Source organism: Nocardia alni, from assembly GCF_019038435.1.
In the GTDB taxonomy this organism is placed as follows: Bacteria; Actinomycetota; Actinomycetes; order Mycobacteriales; family Mycobacteriaceae; genus Nocardia; species Nocardia alni.
On the sequence record NZ_JAGPOX010000014.1, the window covers coordinates 71,210 to 91,419 of the forward strand.

Here is a 20,210-nt window from a genome sequence, read left to right on the forward strand (position 1 = left end):
CCCAGCGCACAGAGGGTGAGGTAGAGCGGAACTCACTGCTGGTAGCTGTGCCTACTCCCCGCCCCCGGGCTCGTCATCCCCGAGCGTCGGCTCCGCATCTCCCCCGCCCCGGATCGTGTACAGCAACCCGTCGAGTTCATCGGGTTTGACCAGCACGTCCCGGGCCTTGGAGCCCTCGCTGGGCCCCACGACCCCGCGCGTCTCCATCAGATCCATCAACCGGCCCGCCTTGGCGAACCCGACCCGCAGCTTGCGCTGCAACATCGAGGTCGAGCCGAACTGGGAGGTGACCACCAGCTCCACGGCCTGCACGAACAAGTCCAGATCGTCGCCGATATCCGCGTCGACGTCCTTCTTCTCCCCGGCCTTCGCCGCCGTGACGCCCTCGGTGTAGTCGGGCTCGGCCTGGTTCTTGGCGAAGTCGACGACGGCCTGGATCTCCTCGTCGGAGATGAACGCGCCCTGCAGGCGGGTCGGCTTCGAGGCGCCCATCGGCAGGAACAAGCCGTCGCCCATGCCGATCAGCTTCTCCGCGCCCGGCTGATCCAGGATGACGCGCGAGTCGGTCAGCGAGGAGGTGGCGAACGCGAGGCGCGAGGGCACGTTGGTCTTGATCAGGCCGGTGACCACGTCGACCGACGGCCGCTGCGTGGCCAGCACCAGGTGAATGCCCGCCGCGCGGGCCTTCTGGGTGATGCGCACGATCGCGTCTTCGACGTCGCGGGGCGCGGTCATCATCAGGTCCGCGAGCTCGTCCACGATAGCCAGGATGTACGGATACGGGCGGTACACTCGCTCGCTGCCCAGCGGCGTGGTGATCTGCCCGGACTTCACCTTCTTGTTGAAGTCGTCGATATGCCGGACCTTGCTCGCCTGCATGTCCTGGTAGCGCTGTTCCATCTCTTCCACCAGCCAGGCCAGCGCCGCGGCGGCCTTCTTCGGCTGGGTGATGATGGGCGTGATCAGATGCGGAATGCCCTCGTACGGTGTGAGTTCCACCATCTTCGGGTCGATCAGGATCATCCGCACCTCATCGGGGGTGGCGCGGTGCAGCAGCGAGATCAGCATCGAGTTCACGAAGCTGGACTTACCCGATCCGGTGGAGCCGGCGACCAGCAGATGCGGCATCTTGGTCAGATTCGCCGACAGGTACTCGCCCTCGATATTCTTGCCGAGGCCGATCACCAAGGGCTGGTGATCGTTTCGGGTCGAGGGGGCTTTGAGCACGTCGGCCAGGCGCACGAGTTCACGGTCGGCGTTGGGTACCTCGATGCCGACGGCCGACTTGCCCGGGATCGGTGCGAGCAGCCGAACATTCTCCGTCGCAACGGCATACGCGATATTGCGGGCCAGCGCGGTGATCTTCTCGACCTTCACTCCGGGCCCGAGTTCCACCTCGTAGCGGGTGACCGTCGGGCCGCGCACGAATCCGGTGACCGCGGCGTCGATCTTGAACTGCACCAAGACCTCGGTGATCGCCTCGATCATCGATTCGTTGGCGGCACTGCGCTTCTTGGGCGGATCGCCGTCGGTGAGCAGGGACAGCGGCGGCAGCAGGTAATCGCCGTCGACTTCGCGCTCGGTGACGAACTCCATTTGCTGCGGCGGCGGGGGCGGCGGCGTCTGATCGACGACCTTGGGCGCCTTGCGTTTCGGCTTGACCGGTTCGGCCGGGGCCTCTGCGGGCTTGTCGGCGATCACCTTCGCGTCCTGTAGCGGAGGTTCGCCCATCACTTCGGTCGCGGAGTCCGATCCACCGAATTCGTCGGCCGGGTAGTTCTCCTGCGGGCTGCGGCCGCGACGGCGGGAACGCGGGCGCGCCTCGTGCAGCGGAAGGCCGTTCTCGTCATAGCCTTGCTCGCCGTAGAGTCCGTATTGCTCGTCGTACGAATCGTATTCGTCGAGCGAATCGACGCCGAACAGCCACCGCAGCCGCGCAGGCACCTCGCGCACCGTCGTCCCGGTGAGCAGCAGCAGCCCGAAAGCCATGGCCAGCAACAACAGTGGCATCGCCAGCCACGCGGTGAGGCCGTTGCGCAGCGGGCCGCCCATGACGAATCCGATGAATCCGGCGGCGTGCGCGCGAGCGTGCGGGTCGGTGGGCGAACCGGCCGCGATATGCCACACGCCCAGGAACGGCAGTCCCAGCAGCAAACCGCCCAGCACCAGCCGCGGCCGGATCTCCGGATGCGGTTCGCTGCGCATCAGAATCACCGCGATCCCGCTGGCCACGAACGGCAGCGCCGCCGAGGCGGATCCGGCGAGCAGTCGCACGGCGGCATCGATCGCGTGCCCGACCGGACCGCCCGCACCCAGCCATACCGCCGCGGCGATGACCACGCCGAAGGCGACCAGCGCCAACGCGACCCCGTCGCGGCGATGGTGATGCTCGATCTCCCCGGCACGGCTCAGCGTGCGAGTGGTAGCCCCCAGGCCACGGGCGAGCGCGGTCCAGCCGCTGCCGATACCGCGCCGGAACACCGCGGCGGGTGCGGTGCCCGAAGCCCGTCGTGGAGCCGGGCGGCGGGCGGGGGCGGTGCGCCCGCGCGCAGTCGAACCTGTCCGCGCACCGCCTTTGGATCCGGTACGTGAACCGGCCGAACGGGACCCTGCTGGAGCCCTCCCCCGTGCCGATCCCGCCCGCGAACGCGATGCCGTGGTACTGCGGGACTTGCCTGCCATGACTCACAGGCTAGCCGCAACAGCCCCATCCAGACCATCCGCAACACCCACACCACCGAGTGATCCTTCGCGACACGCCGTGCGCGGCGACGCTATCCGGTCACGAACCCGTCGGATCCCTCGGCGACAGACGCCTGATAGTCCTCGGCATATGTCGTCGAGTTCATTGAGACAGCCGAATAGCTACCCCCCGAGCTGGGAAGCTCCCACTATTCGAGGTGAATCGCACTCCGCTATGGTGCGCCACAATTACCTTCCGGAAATCTGAGGAAAATGACCATGGCGGTTCAAGGTGTTGTAACTTCCGAGTATCAGGGTTTCCATTCCGAATGCCTGACCCAGCCGCATCCGGATTCCGTCACCGCTCCGGTCGTACTGGTCGGGGGCGCATTCAACCGTAAAGAGACGTGGGGCCGCTTCGGCCGCGCCTTGGCGACGGATGCCACGCTGGTCACGGTCGACCTGCCCGGCTGGGGAGATATGGAAGTACTGCCCGCCCGCTACGGTGTCGACTTCCTCGCCCATGCGCTGCACGAGGTTCTTCTCGCGGGCGGTCACGATACGGTCAACGTATTCGGCGGGTCCTATGGCAGCGCTATCGCCTATCGGCTGGCCCAGTTATATCCCGAACAGGTGCGCCGGCTGGCACTGTTCGGCACGATGTCGCAGATTCCGGACTATGTACGACCGGAATTCCTGCGCACGATCGAATTGATGAGAGCCGGGCGGATCGAGGAGTTCGCCGAGTGCTGCCTCCAGTTGCTGATGTGCCAGGACCCCACCGTCCCGGTGACCAATCGCGACACCGTAGCCGACATACTGCGCACGGTGTTCCTCAGCGTAAGCCCGGATGATTTGGCAAAGTACGAGCAGAACACCCTGCGGCTGCTGGAGCACGATCTGTACCTGCCGCATCCGCCCATCTCGGCGCCGGTGCTGGTCGGTGTCGGCGAATACGATCCCCTCACCCGTCCGGAGTTCTGCCGCGCCACCGCGACTACGTGTCCGGACGCACGGTTCGTTCAGCTGCGTAACGCCGACCATTCGGTGCACCTGGAGATACCCTACGAACTGTCCGACTTGATGTTGCGGTTCTTCACGGATCGATCGCTGGACGGACTGGACTACTGCCGCTCGGTGGAGTACATGCCCACTACCGACGCGAGTAGGGCAATATAGGCGCCCCACCTCGACCGGGAGTCGCGGCGGGGCGAGCGCCCCAGGCGGCAATCAGACGCTGCGGTCGGACTCGTCGATCGCCTTGACGTCCTCGGGCGAACCTGTCGCCTCGAGACGAACCGCGTGACGGCCGAAGGCATGGAGCACCAACTCCGACGGCTGCCCGGTGAGCACCACCTCGGAACTGCCGTCGACGCGATGCGCGGTGACCCGCTCTCCCTGCGGCGTGGCCAGCACCAGCGTCACCGGCGCCTTGCGGTACGACATGCGCGACATCCGCCGCAGCGTGGTCCACAGCTGCGCCTGATCGGCGGCATCCAATTCCCTCGGTTCCCAGCCGAATTCGGCACGCCGCACGTCCTCGTGGTGCACGAACATCTCGGTGAGGTTGGCCACGGCGTCGATCGGGCGCAGCGGCGACCACCACGGCGGTCCGGTGCGGATCTGTTCCAGCAGTTCGGTGAACGGCCGCTGCGCCGCCTTGGCCTGCACCGACTCGGTGTATCCGGCGAACGATTCGATCATGATGCCGGGTGCGGCGTCGGGCCGCCGCTCACGAACGACCAAGTGCGCGGCCAGATCTCGCACCGTCCAGTGACCACACAGCGTGGGCGCGTCCGGCCCGGCGGCCGTCATGGTCACGACCAACGCCCGCCGCTCCCGCTGAGCCATACTCATGAGTAGAGCCTAGCGCCAGCGGGGGCGGTCGTCGCTTCGTCAGACCCCGATGACCGTCGGCACGATCATCGGACGGCGGCGGTAGGTGTCGGCGACCCAGCGGCCGACCACGCGCCGCACGCTCTGCGCGATGCGGTGGGTGTCGGTGACGCCCTCGGTGGTCAGGCGCTGCAGTTCCGCCTCGACCAGTCCGTGGGCCTCGCTCAGGGCGTCCGGGTCGTCGGAGAAGCCGCGGCCGGTGACCTCGGGGGTGCTGACCGGCTTGCCGGTGGTCGAATCGACCACGAGGGCGATGGAGATGAAGCCGCCCTCGCCCAGGACCAGGCGATCCGACAGCGTCGATTCGCCGACGTCACCGACCGAGAGGCCGTCGACGTAGACCTGTCCGACCGGCACCCGGCCCACGATCGAGGCGATGCCGTCGACCAGGTCGACGACCACGCCGTCCTCGGCCAGGATCACGCGCTCGGCCGGCACGCCGGTGGCCGCCGCGAGGGCGCCGTTGGCGCGCAGATGCCGCCACTCACCGTGCACGGGCATCGCGTTGGTCGGCCGCACCGCGTTGTACAGGTACAGCAGCTCACCGGCCGAGGCGTGGCCCGAGACGTGCACCTTCGCGCTCTGCTGGGTGATCACGCTCGCGCCGAGCCGGGCCAGGCCGTTGACCACGCCGAAGACCGCGTTCTCGTTGCCCGGGATGAGCGAGGAGGCCAGCACGACCAGGTCGTCGGCGCGGATGTTGATCTGCCGATGGTCGCCGCGCGCCATCCGCGACAGCGCCGACAGCGGCTCGCCCTGCGATCCGGTGGAGATCAGCACCAGCTTGTGTACTGGCAGGTTGGCGGCCTGGTCCAGGTCGACGACCACACTGTCGGGGACGTCCAGATAGCCGAGGTCCTGCGCGATCTGCATATTGCGCACCATCGACCGCCCGACGAAGCACACCCGCCGGTCGTACCGCTGCGCCACCTCGACCACCTGCTGGATGCGGTGCACGTGGCTGGCGAACGAGGCGACGATAACCCGGCCGCGCGCCTTCCCGATCACGCCGTCCAGCACCGGGCCGATCTCACGTTCGGGAGTGACGAATCCGGGCACCTCGGCATTGGTCGAGTCGACCAGGAACAGGTCCACGCCCTCGTCGCCGAGGCGGGAGAATCCGGCCAGGTCGGTGAGGCGGCCATCGAGAGGCAGCTGGTCCAGCTTGATGTCGCCGGTGTGCAGCACCAAGCCCGCGGGGGTGCGGATGGCGACCGCGATGGCGTCCGGGATCGAGTGGTTGACCGCGAAATACTCGCACTCGAACGGGCCGTGTGTGGTCCGCTCACCCTCGGTGACCTCGATCAGCTTCGGCTGCAACCGGTGCTCGCGGCATTTCGCCGCGACCAGCGCGAGGGTGAACTTCGAGCCGATCACCGGGATGTCGCGCCGCTGACGCAACAGGAACGGCACCGCGCCGATGTGATCCTCGTGACCGTGCGTGAGCACCACGGCGACCACGTCGTCCATCCGGTCCTCGATCGGCCGGAAGTCCGGCAGGATCAGGTCCACGCCCGGCTGCTGATCCTCCGGGAACAGCACGCCGCAGTCGACGATGAGCAGCTTGCCGTCGAATTCGAAGACCGTCATGTTGCGGCCGATCTCGCCGATGCCGCCGAGGGCGAAGACGCGTAATCCGTTGCGCGGCAACTTCGGCGGCAGGCCCGCGGGCTGCTGGTCCACCGAAACCGACTGCGGCGCCGGCTGTTCGGCGCGACCGCGCGAACGGCCACGAGCCTGCCGACGCTCCGACGCGGGCTCCTTCTCGGCGGCCGCCTTGGTGGCCGGAGCCTTTGCCCGTGCGGACTTCTCGCCCGACGCCTTCGACCGAGCGGCCTTCACCGGCGCTTCGGTGTCCTGCGACTTCACGGCCTTCGCCGTCCTGGTCCGCGGCGGCTTCTCCGAACCGGAGTCCTTGTCCGCCGCCTTCGAACGGGCATTGCTCATCTTCGGCGCGTCCGTAACCTCCTGCGCGGCGGCCGATTCCGGCTGCGCGATCGGGGCCACGGGCTCCGGCTGCGGCGCGGGTGCGCCGGCGGTTCGAGAGGCGGTCCTGCGCGGACGACGAGCCACGGGGTCTGTCACGAAAGCACCCCCGCGATACGCAGATCCGCCGCGATGGCTTCCATTTGCTCACTGTCGGGCATCAATTGGGGCAAACGAGGTTCTCCAGTCTCTATTCCGAGCAATCTCAAGGACGCTTTGGTCATCGCCACACCGCCGACTCGCGCCATCGCCCGGCACAGCGGCAGCATGCCCGCGTGCAACTCCCGGGCCCGCGTGACGTCACCGGACAGGTAGGAGTGCCGCAGCTGACGCAGCCGCTCGGGCACGAGGTGTCCGATGACGCTGATGAATCCGCCCGCGCCCACCGACAGCCACGGCAGGTTCAGCACATCATCACCCGAGTAGTAGGTCAGATCGGTCTCCGCGATCAACTGCGCGCCGCCGGCCAGATCGCCCTTGGCGTCCTTGACCGCGACGATGCGCGGATGCTCCGACAGGCGCAGGATCGTCTCCGAGGCGATCGGCACCACCGAACGCGCGGGAATGTCGTACAGGGTCACCGGCAGTTCGGTGGCGTCGGCGACGGCGGTGAAGTGGGCGATCAGGCCCTCCTGCGAGGGCCGCGAATAGTACGGCGTCACCACCAGCAACCCGTGCGCACCGGCGCGCTCGGCGTTGCGCGCCAGTTCGATGCTGTGCATGGTGTCATAGGTTCCGGCGCCGCCGATGACGGTGGCGCGATCGCCGACCGCGTCGACCACGGCGTGCAGCAGGTCGAACTTCTCCGACTCGGTGGTCGTCGGCGATTCCCCGGTGGTACCGGAGATCGCGAGCAGGTCGACACCGCGATCGACCAGGTAGGAAGCCAGTGCGACGCCGGCATCGACATCGAGCTTGCCCTCGGCGGTAAAGGGGGTCACCATCGCGACACCGACCGTGCCGGAGGCGCGCAGCTCCGTGTCCGTCGACTCACCGTTCGTCATGGTCAGCAAGGTTACTGGGTCTTTGGCCCTCCGCTTCGCTCCGGGCGGGTTTTCGGTGTCTATGGCCTCCGCTTCGCTCCGGCTGTTTTCGGCGCCCGAAGGCGTGGCGGTCGGGCACCGCTGCTTGCTCCTTCGTCGCCTACGCAGCGGCACCCGACCGCCACGCCGCGCCGAAAACCCCACTGTTATTGCATCCGTCCGAAGTTCCAGCGCACAGAGACGCTTCGCCGCTGGGCGCGTTGGTGGTTGCGTTATCGACAAATCTCACGGCTGCTCCAGGATTGCCGCGGCGGGAAATTCAGAGCGAACTCACAGCTTGCGACATCACGACGACATTTATTCGGCGTCAGATTCTCCTTGAATGATGTCACTCATGGCGTCATGCTGGTGTCATGGATTTGAACAAGTACACCGCCCGTCTCCGGGACGATTTGGTTGCCGCGGCCGCTCTCGGCGACGAGAAGACACAGGCCACTGCCGCCGCCCTTGCCTCGGCCACCGAGAACGCCGCGCGATTGACCCTGCTCAGCGCGCTGTCGGATCTGGCGGCCGAGGTCAGTCGGACGCTGGGCGATCGGACCGTGCACGTTTCTCTGGACGGCGCCGACGCGACGGTGGACGTCCGCAAGAACGCTCCGAAGCCGGATGAGGAGATGCCCAGCTTCGAGGACATCACCGGCGATATCAGCCGCGTCACCCTGCGCATGGTCGATCAGATCAAGTCACGCGCCCAGCAGGCCGCCGAGCAGAGTGGGATGTCGTTGAACACCTGGCTGTCGACGACCGTCCAGGACGCGTTGCGCAATCAGCGGCATTGGGGGGCGGGACCGGGCTTCTACGATCGCGACCGTCGCGACGGCAGCGACGACAAGAGCGACAGCGGTGACAAACCCGAGGACCTCGATATCTGACACGAGCTCACCCCGCTGATCGTCAGGTCGTCACCGCGACATTGCCCGTGGTATCGATCTCGGTACGCCGGTCGTAGTCCGGCGCGTGCACCAGGACCGTGGCCAGCACACGGCGGCCGAGCGGGAGCACCCGGACTGTCACCGAACCCGCCTGGACGGAATCCAATTCCGTTGCGGCGGAGTCGATCGCACACTGTCGCACCCAGTGCGGAACTCCCGCGAACCCGCCGTCGTCGAGCAGGATGACCTGCACCCCGCGCGCCCGCGCACCCCGCGCGGCGGCGCTGAGCTGCTCGGTCATCAGCTGCGGCGCCCGCAGGCCGTCGCGTAGTTCGGCCTCGAGCAACCGGCATTGTTCGCGCTCGGCGGGGGTCAGCGGCGCGCCCTCCGCGATCAGTTCCAGGATCGGGCGCGCCACCCGGTCCAGCCGTTCCAGCTGCCGGATCCGCTCACCGTCGGCGGCCACCAGCGTCGCCTCCGCCGCCGCCCGGGTCGCCGCCTCGTCCCGCAACAGCCGCAGCGACCGCTGGGTGGGCCGGATGATCACCGCGAACATCGAGATGGCCGCGACAGTACCCACCGGCACGATCGCCGCGGACACGATCACCTCGGTGCGTACCCCGCCCCCGGCCCCGGCGGCCACGATGACGACGGCGGTCGCGGCCATACTCAGCCACGCGGTCGTCAGACGCCCGCGCACCACCAGCGCGGCCAGCACGTAGGAGCAGGCGAAGGCCGTCAACATGCCGTTGCGAACCGGGGCGCTGCCCAGATCCGTGACGGTCAGTCCGGTGGCCACCGGCACGGCCGCGCCGACGAAGACCGTCACCGACGGCGGCAGCGGATCGACCGGTACGCCCAGCGCCAGCGCCCCGGCCGCCACCAGCACCGCCAGCGCGGTCAGCACCTGCGCCAGCGGCTCGGCCCCCAGGTTGCCCAGCATGTACAACACGATGGTCAGCTCGAGTACCAGCAGGAACAGCCATGCCATCCCACCGCGAAGACCCAGCAGATCCCGCAGTTCACCGTGTCGCATCGCCACCCCACACCAACGTCACCGTGGTGCCCTCTCCCGGCTGCGATTCGACGAATCCGGCGCCGCCGGGCAGCTGCTGCATGCGCCCGAGGATGCTGACGGAGATGCCGAGCCGGTCCGGTGGCACCCGCCGCACATCGAACCCCACGCCGTCGTCGGTGCAGACGAGCCGCACACCGCCCGCGCTGACCGTGCAGACGACGGTCCGGTGCACCGGACCGTCGGAGGCTCCGGAGTTCGAGGCGTGGCGCAGGCTGTTGCGGACCGCCTCGCCCAACGCCGCGGCCAGGGTTCCGGCTATCGCCACGGGCATGCGCAGATCGTCGAAGCCGGGCCAGGTGCGGGTGGCGAAGCGCACGCCCGGGTCGATCTCGTGCACCGTGCCGCGCAGGAAGACCACCGCCGACGGCACATCGAGTACCTCGGGTGCGCGCACATCACCCCGGATATCGTCCAGCTGATCCAGCGTCGCCCGCGCCTGCCGCCGCAACACCATCTCCCCCGGCTCCGACGGCGCCGCATCCCGGGCCGCACACCGGGACGCTTCCAGCAGCGTGGACAGCACCGCATCGTGGATCAGCGCGGCGAATCTGGAGCGCTCGTAATCCCGTGCCGCCGAGGCGGCCGAGACCGCGGCGCGCCGCGCGGCGACCATCGATTCACGCTCCACCCGCGCGCCCGCACGCAGCGCACAGACCACACACCACAGGAACAGCGTCGACAGTCCGAACGCCCGTGCGAAATCGCTCGCCGCCGCCAGCCCGGTGGTCCGCTCGACGAGATAGACGTTGGTCAGCGCGACGCCCGTCGCGCCGATCACGAGGTAGCCGACCGACATCATCAGCGGCCAGGCCAGCGCCGCGGCGATCATGCCGAGCGGCAGCATCCGATACAGCCAGACCGAGGAACCGTCGACGGTGTGCGCCCGCACCGCGAACGGCGTGATCGCCAGTGCCGCCAGGAAGCTCACCGCCGCCAGGCCCGACGCCGCGCGAATCACCGCCGGACTCGATCGGACGGACAGCACCGCGAGCACCGGGAACATGCCGAACGTCAGGACCGCGGCCAGCGGGGGCCACCACGGCGGGGCCGTCCTGCCCTGCTGGACGATCTCGGGTATGGCGACCAGCCCCATGATGATTCCGCCCAGCCCCAGTGACAGGCCGAGGCTTCGAGTGATCCCGGATCGGCCCCACCGCACCGACGCCCTCGAGCCTGATCGCCCGGTATCCAGGACGCCGGGCATGGTCATGCCCGTGGATTACGTTCGGGCACCGGCAGCCAGCCGTCCTCTACCGCCCGTTTGTACAGGTCGGTCTTGGTGGGCGCCGGCCGCCCGGCGTCGGCGTACTTCTGCCGGATCCGGCCGAGATAGTCGTTGACGGTCTGTTCGGACAGCCCGGTCATGCGCGCCACCCGGGAGGCCTTCTCACCGGAGGCGTACAGGGTCAGCACCTCCTGCTGCCGCGGGCTCAGGCCCACGTCGGACAGTTGCGGATCGCCGTCGATGGCCGCGGCCCAGTCGGTGGTCACCACCTGCTCACCCGAGGCCGCCGCGCGCACGGCCGCCACCACCGTCTGCACATCCTCGGACTTGCGGACCACCCCGAGCACCCCGGCCCGCGCGGCCGCGCGCACCAGGAACGGGTTGTCCGCCCCGGTGAACACCAGCACCTCCAGCCCGCCGGCCCGCAGCGCGCGCACGTTGTCCTCGGGTGCGGAGCCGTCGGCCAGCCGCAGATCCAGCACGACCAGATCCAGTTCCGGCCCCGCGGACAGCAATTCGGTGACCGTGCCGGCGGCGACGACAAGGTCGAGGTCCGGTTCGGGCGCCAGCATGCTGCCCAGCCCCAAGGCCACCGACTCATGGTCCTCTACCAGCCCGATCCGCCGCGGCGTCCGCCCCGTCGCATCCTGACGTGGTGCCGTCTCATCCCGATCGGATGCGTCCACGGCGCACTCACCTCTTTCCCAGCCCTCGCCCACGTACGTACTGGATTCGAGTATGCAGCGGCGACCGGCCGATCGTGAGCCGTTGATTTCATGGGGACGAGCGGACGTGTCTTGGTGCTAAGTGAGGGTTGCGCTCACGACAGCAGCCCGGCGGCTACGGTCGCGCCGAGTTCCCAGCAGTGTTCCCGATCGTCCTTGGACGGCGGCCCGGACACGATCACCGGCGCGGCGGCCTTCACCCAGCCCAGACCGGTGGTGATCGCCTCGATTCCTCGTTCGGCGCCCTCGGTTCCCTGGTTGCCGTGCAGGTAGTAGCCGAACGGGCGGGCACGAGTCGAATCGAGACAGGGGTAGTAGAAGGTGTCGAAGGCATGTTTGAGGGCGCCGCTCATATAGCCGAGATTCGCCGGAGTGCCCAGCAGGTAGCCGTCCGCGGCCAGCACATCGCTCGCGGTGACCGCCAGCGCGGCCCGCCGGACGACCTCCAGTTCCTGCTCCAGCTCGCGCCCCGCGGTGACCGCACCGTCGAGGGCCGCCTCGAACATCTCCTGCGTATGCGGGGACGGCGTGTGATGGATGATCAGCAGTCGGGCCACATCGCCGAGCGTATCGCGGCGACAGCGGCCGGGATCGGCAGCGACGCACCGTCGCGCGGGCGGTGATGCGCGGTGTTCAGTTCTCGAACCAGCCCGCACGGTTGCGTTTCTCGTAGTAATCGTCGTCGTCCTGCTCGTGACGACGGTGCCGCACAGCCCGTTCGGCCTCGACGCGCGCCGCGTTCGCCTCGGTGAACGTGGAGACCGCCTCGAATCGGGGGTCCGCGTGCAGCTCTCGCATCACCTCGTCGACCTTGGGTTGTTTATCCGCGAGCGCGGCCTGGTAGGCGGCGAGGATGAGGTCTTCCTCGTCCGCCGTCACCGACAGCAGGCGGCCCTGCGCGTCCACGACCACTCGGAGGCCGTTCACCGTACCGATGCCCCGAACCTGTTCCAGCCCTTGGTGTACGCGCTGAACCTTCAGGCCGAGTTCTTCGTAGTTGTTGCGCCGCATGAACATTCACCCCCCCTTTGGATATCATCAGCGAGTCGGTGCGCTCGAGGGCATCGACTCGGCCGGTAGACGGCATCCGGTATTGCCCGCGATGACCGCGCCGCGCGAGCCGATGAACACCTCGGTGCCTTCGGGACTGTAGAACCGCACCGTGTGGTTGCCCGGTTGGTCGGCGAACACCTCGGAGCCGGTCGCGCCGAAGCGCGCGGCCAGCCGGCGGGCGCGGTCGAGGACCTGGGGCCAGACGGCATCGGGGATCGCCGGATGGGAGACGTACCTCGGTATTTCGACCCTGCTGCCCGGCGTCCGGTCATATGGCGGGTCGCATATTTGGATCGAACGGTCGTCGGCCCATTGCCAGTTCATGCCTGGCACCAGGGAACTGACGTAGGCGCCGAGTTCCGCGACAGCGGACTTCAACCGGGCTTCGGTGTCCTCGAGGGAGGGAAGCCCGGTCAACCGCTCGGCGGCCCTGGCGGTTTTGGTCGGATCGGATTTCTGGTAGGGGTTGTCGTCGAACATGCCGCATCCTGTCGTCGCGAGAATGAGCGCGGTGGCGACGGCCGCGCGTATCGAACGCCCGGCCGGCCGGGTCATCTGAACAGTCCTTCGAGGCTGTCGATGATGCGGCCCATGGCATCCCGCTCGGTCGGGCTCGCCCGGACCGCGTCCTGCGGCAGACCCGCGACGATCATGGCGGTGTTCCATCCGGGCGTGCGAAGCTGCTGATCGGCCCCGAGGCGGGGGTATTCGCTGTGGCCGGTGGCGCCGTCGCGGTGGATTCCGTCGTCCGTCGTCGTCGCCCCGGTCTCCAGATGGGTGAATCCGGGGATGTTCTCGGGGCTGGGTCCGAAGGCGTTGAGGTGCGCGACCGGATCGTTGTGCGCGGTCATTTCGTACATATGCCCCGGGGGCAGGCCGAGCCGGGCGACGCCGGCATCCGGGAGATCCAGGCCGGGAGAACCGTAGACGACCATATCGCCGACGGGGTGCTTGCCGGGCTCCTGCAATGCCAGCCCGGTCATCAGCGAGCCGTACGAATGCCCGACTGCGGTCAGGTGCATGGACCCGTCGTGGGAGGCGCCGAGTCCGTCGTAGAAGGACGCCAGATCGTGTGCGCCCTTCTTGGCCATGCTGTCGCTGGCCAGGTTGACAAGGCCGGGGTAGGTGCCGGGGTCGAGATAGGTGCCGAGTTTGTTCAAGGGTCCGGTCTGTGGCAGATCACCGCCGATCCATGCGATCGTCGCGACGCTCTGCCCCTTCCTGGGGTCACCGTCGGCAAGGTTCCACAGCTGCCGCTCGGCGGTGTTTCTCAGATTCTGGGCCTCGCCGACCATGCCGTTCAGCGAATCGCGCACGGTGGTGTTCAATCCGGGCGCGGTGACCGACACGTTCTGGGCGGTATCGGGATTCCCGACCGCGACCGCGGCATGGGTCATCGCCCCTGATCGGGTGTCCAGCAGCATGAGCATGCGATCGGGTTGGTTCCCGAGGGCCGTCCGCACCGCCTCGAGGTCCTTCGCCCTGGACGCGACGGCCGGATCGCCGGACCGGGCCCGGGCGAGTTCGTCGTCGAGCGTCATCCGGTTGAACCTGTCCCGGTCCACGGCCGGGAGGCCGTCACGGTTGCCCAGATACCGATCGCGGCGCCACAGCGCATCCTTCTCCGCCGGGGTCAGGCCTTCCCAGAAGTCGTGCAGCCGTGCGGGGTCGGGCGGCAGCTGAGCCTCGCCGTCGAGTACGGCCTGAACAGCTACGCCGACCGGCCTGCTGCCCGACGGCGTCCTCCCGTAATCGTCCAGATTCCGCAGATCAGCCGAGATCGACCGCGCTGCTTTACCTTCCACGTCCACGAACCGCGCCAGCAGATTCTTCACGCGGGACTGGAAACCGGCGGCCTGACCGTCGAGGATCTGCTGCACCAGTGCGGTGGTGACCGGATTCTTCCCTGCCGGAACCCGCGGGGCGGTAACGGTGCCGTCGTCGTCGACGCGCATGCCCGCACCGGGGATCTCGTGGTCGACGATGCTCAGCAACGCGGTGCGGTAGTCATCGAGTTCGGCGCCGGAAGTATCGAGGTGATCCGCGATCGTGACCAGCGTTTCACCGAGATGAGCGGCCTCGAGCCGCTGTGCGAGCGAACGCGTCGCCGAGGCGGTGGCGGCGCTGCCCTTCCAGTCGTTCATCGCGGTCTCGACGTCGCGGTTCGCGCGCTCGACCTCGGTGCGGAACGTGTCGTTCTGTGCGGTGAGATCGGCCGCGAAGGCCACCATCGTGCGCGGCCGACAGCGGCGGACGTGGCTGATGTGCCTCATCGCGGCAGAACCTCGTCGGTGTAGCGCCGCAGCTGGGCCGCGAAGGCGGTGTCCAGTTCGTCGTAGGAGCTTCTGCTCCTCCTGGTCGCCTCGGCTATCTGCCGATAATTGACTCCGAGGACCTCGAACGACCGCGCCGCGCCGTCGGCGATCCGGTCGGACAGCGCCTGGATCGGAGAGTCCGGCATCGTCATTGCGGCTGTGATCCCGAGCTTGCCGATCGCATCCGCATGGGCTGTGAGCACACTCGCCAGCCAATCCAGCGTCTGCAGATCAGCATCCATCTCATCCATGGACTCCCCCTCGAAAGCTTTGGTCATGGCGCAAAACTTCTCGCGGACGCTAGCACGCCGGCCCGGGCACGAGGTGACGGTCCGGCCGACTGGTTGTTCGCACACTGATGACAGGTTTGCGCGAACGACTAGCGTACGGTTCGTGACCTCCCGAACACGGCTGCCCCGGCTACCCGATCTCCCGCCGGCCGCGGACCCTCGACGCGGCTACACGCAGCAGGAGATCCTCACCGCGCTGCGGCAGCTGATTCTGGACGGCAACCTGCCGCCGGGCACGGGGCTGCCGCTGCGCGAGTTCGCGAAGCTGTTCGACGTGAGCGCGATCCCGGTGCGGGAATCGCTGCAGACCCTGATCGGCGAGGGGCTGGTCGAGCACCGGGCCAACTTCGGCTATACGGTGACCCGGCTCACCGCTGGCGAGCTGCGCGAGCTGTATGTGGTGCGTGAGCGCTTGGAATCGGTCGCGCTGGCCGCCGCGGTGCCCCGCGCGGGGGCGCAGGACCACCAGGCCGCCACCGACGCGCACGCCCGGCTCGAACACGCGGTCCTGCACGACGACCCGGCAGCGTACAACCGGGAGAGCCGCACGTTTCACCTGGCGCTGACCCGTCCGTCGGGGATGGCGCGGCTGGTGCACATGCTCGAATACGCCTGGAACATCACCGAACCGGTGCAGCCGATGGTGCACGTGAGCGCCGCGGACCGGGCGGTGCTGCACGCCGATCACAGCCGCCAGCTGGCGGCCTTCCTGTCCGGGGACGCCGACGCGCTGCTGGCGGCCACCGAGGCGCATCACGCCCGGCTCAACGGGGTGGTGGCCGGATTGCCGACCGATCGCGGGCTGTTCGCCGACCCGGACGAACACGACATCGAATAGGACCGCGAACTCCGGCCGGTCAGCTGGCTGTTCGAACCTTCCGTCTGCAAGGATCTTGCCGTGGTGGTGCTGTGAGACAAAGCGTGCATTGGTCGACCCGGGCCGTCCTGCGCGAGGCGCGGGATCGTTACGCCGCGTCCGATCCCGGACTGATCCGGCTGATGGCGGGGCTGCGCACGTCCACCGCGATCGCGCTCGCGCTGATCGTGCTGGCTTTGCTGAGCGCGGATCCGGTGCATCTGGTCGCGGGCGCGATGGCCGCGATGGTATCCACCTTCGCGATCAGCGACCGGACGGTCCGCAAGCAGGCGATCACACTCGCACTCGCGCTTCCGTTCGCGCTGCTGGCGCTGACGCTCGGCGCGCTGCTGCACGGGCAGATCGTCCTGGGCGATCTGGCCTTTCTCGCGGTGATCTGCGGTGCGGTGTACGTCCGCCGATTCGGCGACCGCACCACCGCGCTGGGGATGATCTCCTTCCAGGTCTGGTTCGTCTCGGTGTTCGTCGGCGCGACGCCGGAGCGGCTGCTACCGCTCTACGGGACGGTGGCGCTGGCGTTCGCGTGCAGTGCGGTCAGCCGCTTCCTGCTGGTCCCCGACCGGCCGGGGTTGGTCCTGCGGCGGCTGCGCGGTGCGTTCCGCGCCCGCCTGGGGCAGACGGTGACCGCGCAGACCCGGCTGCTGCGGGCCGCACCCGGCGAGGTGGGCGACGTCCTGGACGACCTGCGCCAGCGCACCGCCCGGCTACACGAGGCGGCGCTGATGATTCAGGGCCGCCTGGTCGTCGGCACCCCGGACGAGGCCACCGCGGATTCGGTGCAGCGGCGCATCATCAACGCCGAGGTGGCCGCCGAGCGGCTGACCCTGATGCTGATCGCCGCCCGCAGCACCGAGCGTCCCGACACGATGGTGCTGCGCCTGCCGCACATGCCGGTACCGGCCGTCGCCCCCTGGTCCGAGCAGACCGACGCGGTGACCGCCACGCTGGTGCACGACCTGAACATCCTGCACATGATGGTGACCGATCCTCAAGGCGTGCAACATGATCCCGCACTGATCCGCGACCGCGACCGGCTACTGGGCTATCGCGAGTCCGAGCACATCCCACACGACGCCACGCCCGCCTTCCAGGATGTCTTCCACGGCGTCGGCGACCTCGCCCGGGAGGTGCTCGGCCTGCGGATGGCCCTGGACGACCCGGACGACCCGGTGCAGGAGTCGCCCGCCGCGGACCGCTCGCGCGCGGAGTTCGACGCCGAGAACGCCGCCATCGCCGATGCGGAACAGCAAGCGGCCCAGGACAATCCGGCGCCCAGCGGGCTGCGCCGGCCCACCACCCGCGCGGCCCTGCAGGTCACCGTCGGCGCGGCGCTCGCCATGACCGGCGGTGAGTTCCTGTCCAGTCAGCGCTGGTATTGGGCGGTGCTGACCTGCTGGATCATCTTCGTCAACACCTCATCGACCGGCGAGATCGTCGTCAAGGGCTACCGGCGGCTGCTGGGGACCATGCTGGGCGTGGTCGCCGGAATCGTGCTCGCGACCCTGGTGGGCAGTCATCTGTGGCTGTCGCTGGTCCTGGTGCTCGTGGCCGTCTTCCTGATGTTCTTCACCGCTCCGGTGTCGTATACGGCGATGTCGTTCTGCGTGACGGCCGCACTGGGCCTGCTGTATTCGCTGCTGCACACCTACAGCGTGGCGGTGCTGGTGCTGCGCATCGAGGAGACCGCGCTGGGGGCCACCTGCGGCATCGTCGCGGCGATGCTGGTACTGCCGGTGCGCACGGATCAGCGCACCGACGATCAGCTCGTCGCGGTGCTGCGCAAGATCGAGGCCGCGGTGGCCGCGTCGATCGACCAGCTCGGCGACCGCTCGGCCCCCGATGTCATCGATACCACGCGCGAACTCGACGACGCCCTCTCGAAGCTGCGCGCGTCCACGCTGCCGCTGACCCACCCCATCACCCCCATGCGTGAGCGCCGCGAGGCCGCCCGCTACGTGGTCGCCATCCTGGAGACCGCCGCGTACCACACGCGATCGCTGGCCACGACCGCCGAACTGGTCCCCTCGGGCAGCCGGGTGGGCGCCGACCCTCGGCTGGCGATCATGGGCCGTCGCATCACCGCGAACGTCGACACCATCGTCGCACACCTGAACGGCGAGAATACTACGGCCGCAATCGAATCCAGCTCGGGAATCGCCTCGATGCCGGAGACCGACACCCTGGGGCTGCCCGCACCGCACACGCTGGCCTTCCGTGTCCTGCGTCATCTGCAACGGGTGGACGAGAGCATCGTCGCACTCGCGCGACCGCTGAACGTCCCGTCGGCATCGCAGAAAGCGGGCTGATCACCCGATGCGCCCACGGGAACGAACGATGTCTTTCGATCAATGGACCTGACGGCGATAACCACCGCGTCGGACGGTACGATTCACGCCTAATCGGACCATGGTCCGCTTAGGCGTCGCTGATGCCGGACTCGACCACCCTGACCGGAAGGGCCATACCCATGACCACCGCCACGAGATCGACGACAACCACCGTCCCCGGGACGACGATCAGCACACTCGGTTCCGATATCGGCCTGCTGGTGCTGCGGGTCGGTTTCGGCCTCCTGCTCGCCGTGCACGGCACCCAGAAACTGTTCGGCTGGTTCCACGGCTACGGCCTTACCGCCACCGGCCACGCCTTCGCCCATATGGGTTACACCCCCGGCCCGTTCTTCGCCGCGCTCGCCGGACTGTGCGAGGCGGGCGGCGGCGTCCTGCTGGCCCTGGGCCTGCTGACCCCGCTGGCCGCCGCCATCGCCCTCGGCACCATGATCAACGCGGTCCATCAGACCTGGCCGGAGGGCTTCATGAAAGGCTATGAGCTGCCCCTGGTCTACTGCGTGGCCATCATCGCGCTCGCCTTCGCCGGGCCCGGCCGTTTCTCCCTCGATCACAACCGGCCGTGGCAGCGCCAGGGTGCGATCTGGGGCCTGGGCGCCGTCGTGCTGGCGGTCGTCGCAGGGCTGATCACGTTGGCCGTCAAGTAGATTCGACCACTCGGCCCGTACCGGATCAACTCGATCCGGCACGGGCCTTTTTCATATCAACTCTTGCTTCAGCTATATCTTACGATATATCTTGGGAGCGTGAGTCCACGACGTGTCGCCGAGCCCGGCGGGCCGGGGTCCGGGCGGTTCTTCGGCCCCGGCGAGTTACGGCTGGCCCTGCTGGCGCTGATCGCGGAGCGCCCGGGGCATGGGTACGAGCTGATGTCGCGACTGGAGGATCGGTGCGCCGGGGCGTACCGGCCCAGCGCGGGCGCGGTGTATCCGACCTTGCAACAGCTCGAGGACGAGGGGCTGGTTCGGCTCGAAATCGATAGCGGGCGCAAGGTTTTCCACCCCACCGCGCCGGGCCGCGCCGAGGTCGGCGAGCACGGCGATCAGATCGATCGAATCTGGGCCCGGGCCACCGAACGCGGCGAGTGGGGCATGTTCCGGGATCCGGATGCCGCCGAGATCATCGCTCCCGCACTGCGTTTGTTCAAGAGCGCGGTGTCGGCCGTCGTGCATTCGCACGGCGATCCCGCGGTCGTGGATCAGGTCCGCGAGATTCTCGCCGAAGCGACCCGCGACCTACAGCAGCTGAAGGCCGACGCCAAGCGCCTGCACCATCAGCATCACCGCCGGCATCGTGACCGGCATTCCGAATAATCCACCTCTCACCGAAGGCACTCCCATGGCGCACAACGGAATTCCCGCTGCACCGCACATCAGCCCGGCCAAGCGCGGCCTCGGCGATCGCCTCCTGGACCGCCTGTTCACCGGCGGCACGATCCTGGAGACCGAGCGCATCGCGGCCCGTACCATCCGCATCCGCATCGGCGGAGCGGAGCTGCATGAGATGAAATGGATTCCCGGACAACAGATCCGGGTGATCACCGGAGATACCGCCACCGGCAACCCGCTGTCCCGCCTCGGTGAACTGCGCACCTATTCGGTGTGGCACCACGATCCGGAGGCCGGTGAGCTGCATCTGTGCGTACTGGACCACGGCGACGGCCCGGGAGCCCGCTGGGCCCGAACCGCCGAGGTCGGCCAGCCGGTCCGTTTCCGCGGCCCCGAAGGCACATTCACCCTCACCGACGATGCCTCCTACCACCTCTTCGCAGGCGAGGACACCGCCGCGGCCGCCTTCGGCCCGATGCTGCGCTCCCTTCC

At 68.4% G+C, this 20,210-nt stretch carries 19 protein-coding genes; 7 read left to right on the forward strand and 12 right to left on the reverse strand.

What is annotated here, in order from left to right; genetic code table 11:
- Positions 1-51: 51 nt before the first annotated feature.
- Positions 52-2,682, reverse strand: coding sequence for a DNA translocase FtsK (locus tag JZ791_RS08335; RefSeq protein ID WP_216893612.1), 2,631 nt, complete (start codon positions 2,680-2,682; stop codon positions 52-54).
- 279 nt (positions 2,683-2,961) lie between these two features.
- Here JZ791_RS08335 and JZ791_RS08340 point away from each other — a divergent pair, with 279 nt between their 5' ends.
- Positions 2,962-3,861: an alpha/beta fold hydrolase gene (locus JZ791_RS08340; RefSeq protein ID WP_216893613.1), complete on the forward strand. Its 900-nt coding sequence runs from the start codon at positions 2,962-2,964 to the stop codon at positions 3,859-3,861.
- Positions 3,862-3,912: 51 nt separating this feature from the next.
- Here JZ791_RS08340 and JZ791_RS08345 read toward each other — a convergent pair whose 3' ends face one another.
- Genes JZ791_RS08345 through dapA form a run of 3 tightly spaced genes read right to left on the reverse strand, consistent with a single transcriptional unit; the run spans position 3,913 to position 7,568 of the window.
- Positions 3,913-4,539: a TIGR03085 family metal-binding protein gene (locus JZ791_RS08345; RefSeq protein ID WP_216893614.1), complete on the reverse strand. Its 627-nt coding sequence runs from the start codon at positions 4,537-4,539 to the stop codon at positions 3,913-3,915.
- A 39-nt stretch (positions 4,540-4,578) separates the two neighbouring features.
- Entirely contained in the window at positions 4,579-6,651 is a 2,073-nt protein-coding gene (locus JZ791_RS08350) for a ribonuclease J (protein ID WP_216893638.1), read from the reverse strand.
- 8 nt (positions 6,652-6,659) lie between these two features.
- The gene (gene dapA, locus JZ791_RS08355) at positions 6,660-7,568 is read right to left on the reverse strand and encodes a 4-hydroxy-tetrahydrodipicolinate synthase (RefSeq protein WP_216893615.1); all 909 of its coding nucleotides are present in this window, start codon (positions 7,566-7,568) and stop codon (positions 6,660-6,662) included.
- A gap of 392 nt (positions 7,569-7,960) precedes the next feature.
- Between dapA and JZ791_RS08360 the strand changes: the two genes are divergently transcribed.
- Positions 7,961-8,479, forward strand: coding sequence for a hypothetical protein (locus JZ791_RS08360; RefSeq protein WP_254205368.1), 519 nt, complete (start codon positions 7,961-7,963; stop codon positions 8,477-8,479).
- A 22-nt stretch (positions 8,480-8,501) separates the two neighbouring features.
- Here JZ791_RS08360 and JZ791_RS08365 read toward each other — a convergent pair whose 3' ends face one another.
- The 8 genes from JZ791_RS08365 to JZ791_RS08400 all read right to left on the reverse strand — a co-directional run bounded on the left by JZ791_RS08365 (position 8,502) and on the right by JZ791_RS08400 (position 15,153).
- Entirely contained in the window at positions 8,502-9,515 is a 1,014-nt protein-coding gene (locus tag JZ791_RS08365) for a DUF8320 family protein (RefSeq protein WP_216893616.1), read from the reverse strand.
- Complete coding sequence (locus JZ791_RS08370; RefSeq protein WP_216893617.1) at positions 9,502-10,767, reverse strand: sensor histidine kinase; 1,266 nt, start codon at positions 10,765-10,767, stop codon at positions 9,502-9,504. The genes JZ791_RS08365 and JZ791_RS08370 overlap by 14 nt, the downstream gene beginning before the upstream one ends.
- Positions 10,764-11,468 (reverse strand): helix-turn-helix transcriptional regulator, encoded by a 705-nt coding sequence (locus JZ791_RS08375; protein WP_308162841.1) that lies wholly within the window; start codon positions 11,466-11,468, stop codon positions 10,764-10,766. The genes JZ791_RS08370 and JZ791_RS08375 overlap by 4 nt, the downstream gene beginning before the upstream one ends.
- A gap of 134 nt (positions 11,469-11,602) precedes the next feature.
- On the reverse strand, positions 11,603-12,064 hold the full coding sequence (locus tag JZ791_RS08380; protein ID WP_216893618.1) for a flavodoxin family protein: 462 nt from the start codon (positions 12,062-12,064) through the stop codon (positions 11,603-11,605).
- 76 nt (positions 12,065-12,140) lie between these two features.
- Complete coding sequence (locus JZ791_RS08385) at positions 12,141-12,518, reverse strand: YbaB/EbfC family nucleoid-associated protein (protein ID WP_216893619.1); 378 nt, start codon at positions 12,516-12,518, stop codon at positions 12,141-12,143.
- A gap of 27 nt (positions 12,519-12,545) precedes the next feature.
- Complete coding sequence (locus tag JZ791_RS08390) at positions 12,546-13,115, reverse strand: LppA family lipoprotein (protein ID WP_216893620.1); 570 nt, start codon at positions 13,113-13,115, stop codon at positions 12,546-12,548.
- Positions 13,112-14,833 (reverse strand): alpha/beta hydrolase, encoded by a 1,722-nt coding sequence (locus tag JZ791_RS08395; RefSeq protein WP_216893621.1) that lies wholly within the window; start codon positions 14,831-14,833, stop codon positions 13,112-13,114. The genes JZ791_RS08390 and JZ791_RS08395 overlap by 4 nt, the downstream gene beginning before the upstream one ends.
- Positions 14,830-15,153 (reverse strand): hypothetical protein, encoded by a 324-nt coding sequence (locus JZ791_RS08400; protein ID WP_216893622.1) that lies wholly within the window; start codon positions 15,151-15,153, stop codon positions 14,830-14,832. Before JZ791_RS08400 ends, JZ791_RS08395 begins: the two co-directional genes overlap by 4 nt.
- A gap of 133 nt (positions 15,154-15,286) precedes the next feature.
- On the opposite strand from JZ791_RS08400, the gene JZ791_RS08405 reads away from it, so the two are divergent.
- The 5 genes from JZ791_RS08405 to JZ791_RS08425 all read left to right on the forward strand — a co-directional run.
- A complete protein-coding gene (locus tag JZ791_RS08405; protein ID WP_254205384.1) occupies positions 15,287-16,003 on the forward strand; it encodes a GntR family transcriptional regulator in 717 nt (238 codons plus the stop codon).
- 71 nt (positions 16,004-16,074) lie between these two features.
- On the forward strand, positions 16,075-18,348 hold the full coding sequence (locus JZ791_RS46455) for an FUSC family protein (protein ID WP_216893624.1): 2,274 nt from the start codon (positions 16,075-16,077) through the stop codon (positions 18,346-18,348).
- A gap of 122 nt (positions 18,349-18,470) precedes the next feature.
- Positions 18,471-19,037, forward strand: coding sequence for a DoxX family protein (locus tag JZ791_RS08415; RefSeq protein ID WP_254205369.1), 567 nt, complete (start codon positions 18,471-18,473; stop codon positions 19,035-19,037).
- 99 nt (positions 19,038-19,136) lie between these two features.
- Entirely contained in the window at positions 19,137-19,703 is a 567-nt protein-coding gene (locus tag JZ791_RS08420) for a PadR family transcriptional regulator (RefSeq protein ID WP_216893625.1), read from the forward strand.
- 25 nt (positions 19,704-19,728) lie between these two features.
- Positions 19,729-20,210, forward strand: a 482-nt coding sequence (locus JZ791_RS08425; RefSeq protein WP_216893626.1) for a siderophore-interacting protein, incomplete at its 3' end; no start/stop codon positions are given.